The 2,629-nt window shown below is 39.9% G+C and carries 3 protein-coding genes; 1 reads left to right on the top strand and 2 read right to left on the bottom strand.

The window, feature by feature from the left end; all coding sequences use genetic code 11:
• Positions 1–377 precede the first annotated feature (377 nt).
• Both ACFIKE_RS09270 and ACFIKE_RS09265 read right to left on the bottom strand, forming a co-directional pair.
• Complete coding sequence (locus ACFIKE_RS09270; RefSeq protein WP_011180791.1) at positions 378–578, bottom strand: AlpA family transcriptional regulator; 201 nt, start codon at positions 576–578, stop codon at positions 378–380.
• A 207-nt stretch (positions 579–785) separates the two neighbouring features.
• Positions 786–1,952 (bottom strand): tyrosine-type recombinase/integrase, encoded by a 1,167-nt coding sequence (locus tag ACFIKE_RS09265; protein WP_375649498.1) that lies wholly within the window; start codon positions 1,950–1,952, stop codon positions 786–788.
• A gap of 224 nt (positions 1,953–2,176) precedes the next feature.
• On the opposite strand from ACFIKE_RS09265, the gene ACFIKE_RS09260 reads away from it, so the two are divergent.
• Positions 2,177–2,602, top strand: coding sequence for a hypothetical protein (locus tag ACFIKE_RS09260; RefSeq protein WP_375649495.1), 426 nt, complete (start codon positions 2,177–2,179; stop codon positions 2,600–2,602).
• Positions 2,603–2,629: the final 27 nt, after the last annotated feature.

The raw sequence follows: 2,629 nt of genomic DNA, 5'->3' as shown, positions 1-2,629 counted from the left end.
GCAGCAGATCTATCACACGCCTTTGCTGCTTTGGAAAATTCATTTTTTAATACATCATCGACGCGAAAGGTAAATGTTGTCTCAGCCATTTTACGACTACTTAATGTGTTATAATGTAATTCTAATGTAATACATTTTTACTATTTCTTCAATAGCTACTGTTAGAATAGATATCTTATATCTATTTTGCATTTTCATAGGGTTGAAAGAGGCGCCCATGCCAAACCCTCAGCACAGCACGTGTAATGCCCTGCGCATGCGTAAAAGAACACATCATTTAAAATCCTATAACGTTGCGTCATAGGACAGATTGTGCTATCTCTAGGGTGATGAGCTTGAGAAAGCCTTGTCCGTCCTTACGTGACAAGGTTTTCTTTTTATGCTGCGTCGCTTTGACGTTGCTGTTTCGCTTGCTCGATTACATTGATAAGATCTGATTGTAACCAACGCGATAAAAAACCAAATTTTAAAGGTTTTGGGAGAGAGCCATTGGTTACATGACGGCGGAATGTTGAGACACTCATATGAAGCAATTTTGCACTTTCACGGTCTGTCAAAAGAATATCATTTTCTGTCATACTAAAATCCTTTCTATCAAAAAATGGTAACAAATCATAACTATTTATTAACCACATTTTGGTTCATTTAGAAAGATGTTTTATTCATAGAAAACAATATTTTATTATACAATTTCTGATGTGATACGTTATGAGTCTTATTGAGAGAGAATGAGAGAAAAGAGAGCTAAAGTTATCCACAGATCATGGGGTTATGCACCCCATATCTTAAGATTTACCCGTGACATAAGCCGCCCATTTATCCATATAGACACGGCGCTGTTCTAGATAATCAGTACGACGATAGGCACGCTCTACTTTACCCCCGACCGTATGACTTAGAATGGTTTCAGCGACCTCATAAGGGGCATCGGTTGTTTCAGCGAGCCAATTGCGTAAACTAGAGCGAAAACCATGGGGGCAGGCTTCAATTTTATTTTTTCTCATATACGTAGCCATACATTTCTCAGCGAGGGGACCACGACCTCTAGCAGAAAAAAAGAAATCATTACGAGAGAGCAAGCGCGCTTGTTTTAGAATTTCTAATGCTTCTGTTGATAGAGGCACGCGAAATTCTGTTGTAGCATCACGCCTTCCTTTCATATTCTCAGCAGGAATGGTCCATATATCCTCCTCAACTTGATCTTTATGAATATGACGTAAAGGATTGGTACGAACGCCTGTCAGAATAAGCAAACGCAAAGCCAGTTGTGTTATGGTTGATGCTTCACAGAGTGTTTTATAAAAAGCCGGCACATCTTTCCAATCCATGGCTGGTAAATTTTGGACTTTATGGCGTTGTTTACCTAAGAGCGCGCGTGCTTTTTCTGTTGCTTGTAAATCAACATCCAATCCTAATGCAGCCGCATGTTTAAGACAAAGGTTGAGACGAATAAGAGCTCTATTAGCTGTTCCAGCTTTTGTATGCCAAATAGGGGCAAGCGTATTGCGTATCTCTGTTTGTGTAATCTCAGAAACGGGAAGACAGCCTAGTTTAGGGAGAATATGAAGGCGTAATGGTAAAAACCAATCCCCATCTTTACCATCATTTTTTAATTCAGCTTTACGACTTTCAAAAGCATCTAGTGCAATATCTTTTAAATAATGGAGATTACTTATTGCTTCACGCTTTTGTTTTTCACGTTCTTTAATAGGGTCACGCCCTTCACGAAGAACAGAACGCCACCCAGTTGCCAATTCACGGGCTTGTTTTAAAGAGACATCTCTTAATGCACCCAAGCCCATTTCGCGGCGCCGACCATGAATGGTATAACGGTAAATCCATTGAGCACCTCCATCTTTACGCTTATGAAGTAACAAGCCGGCACCATCATTATATTTGCCAGCCCCCAATGTTGCGACAGCCCTTGCATTAAGACGGTTCATAAGAGCCATTTTTAGTCCTTTCTTATACAAATTTGATCCACACGCTCATCCCACTTGTTATGTGCAAATAGTGGTTTTGATTGATTCAAGATAAACAGATTTGAAATGAGAGAATCTTACGTTATTCGGGACTCTCACTCAACATACAAAACAGTGAATTATCATTATAAATCAATGTCTTGTACGATGATTACGGGTTTTAATGTGGATTTACGTCCTTTTGGTAGAGGATAATGGCAAAAGTCTTTTTGACCAGTTCTTGGGATATAGAGCGTATAGCCCCTTATCTTGAAGAAATCATTGCATCTTTTAGAGAGTATGTAGAGCGTTTCAAACATGAAATTACGTTGCAAGAACTCATTGAATCTATTTGCAGTGGTAAGAAACAGTTATGGCTTGTTTTGGATGATGAAGAGCGCTTTTTAGCGGTCGTCACGACCCAGATACAACAGACAGTTTTAGGAAAGAAACGCGCTCTGATTTGTGAATGTAGTGGGAAAGGCGTTCTTGATCAAGTTGACAATTTGCAAGTTGTAGAGGATTGGGCGCGTGAGAATGGCGCTTTTGAAATGGAGATCTTGGGTCGTTTGGGTTGGAAACGTGCACTGAACAAGCAAGGTTACAGCATAGATATGCTTTATTACAGGAAGGAATTGTGAAATGGGGAGCAAGACACCAGCAACAAC

The sequence above is a fragment of the Bartonella sp. MU70NMGDW genome (assembly GCF_042194085.1).
In the GTDB taxonomy this organism is placed as follows: Bacteria; Pseudomonadota; Alphaproteobacteria; order Rhizobiales; family Rhizobiaceae; genus Bartonella; species Bartonella grahamii.
Note: the sequence above shows the minus strand (reverse complement) of the source record. Positions and strands in the feature narration are given on the sequence as shown.

Bases quoted from the DNA above. Each gene is read 5' to 3' on its own strand.
- ACFIKE_RS09260 (WP_375649495.1), top strand. From the start codon at position 2,177: ATGGCAAAAGTCTTTTTGACCAGTTCTTGGGATATAGAGCGTATAGCC.
- ACFIKE_RS09270 (WP_011180791.1), bottom strand. From the start codon at position 578: ATGACAGAAAATGATATTCTTTTGACAGACCGTGAAAGTGCAAAATTG.
- ACFIKE_RS09265 (WP_375649498.1), bottom strand. From the start codon at position 1,952: ATGGCTCTTATGAACCGTCTTAATGCAAGGGCTGTCGCAACATTGGGG.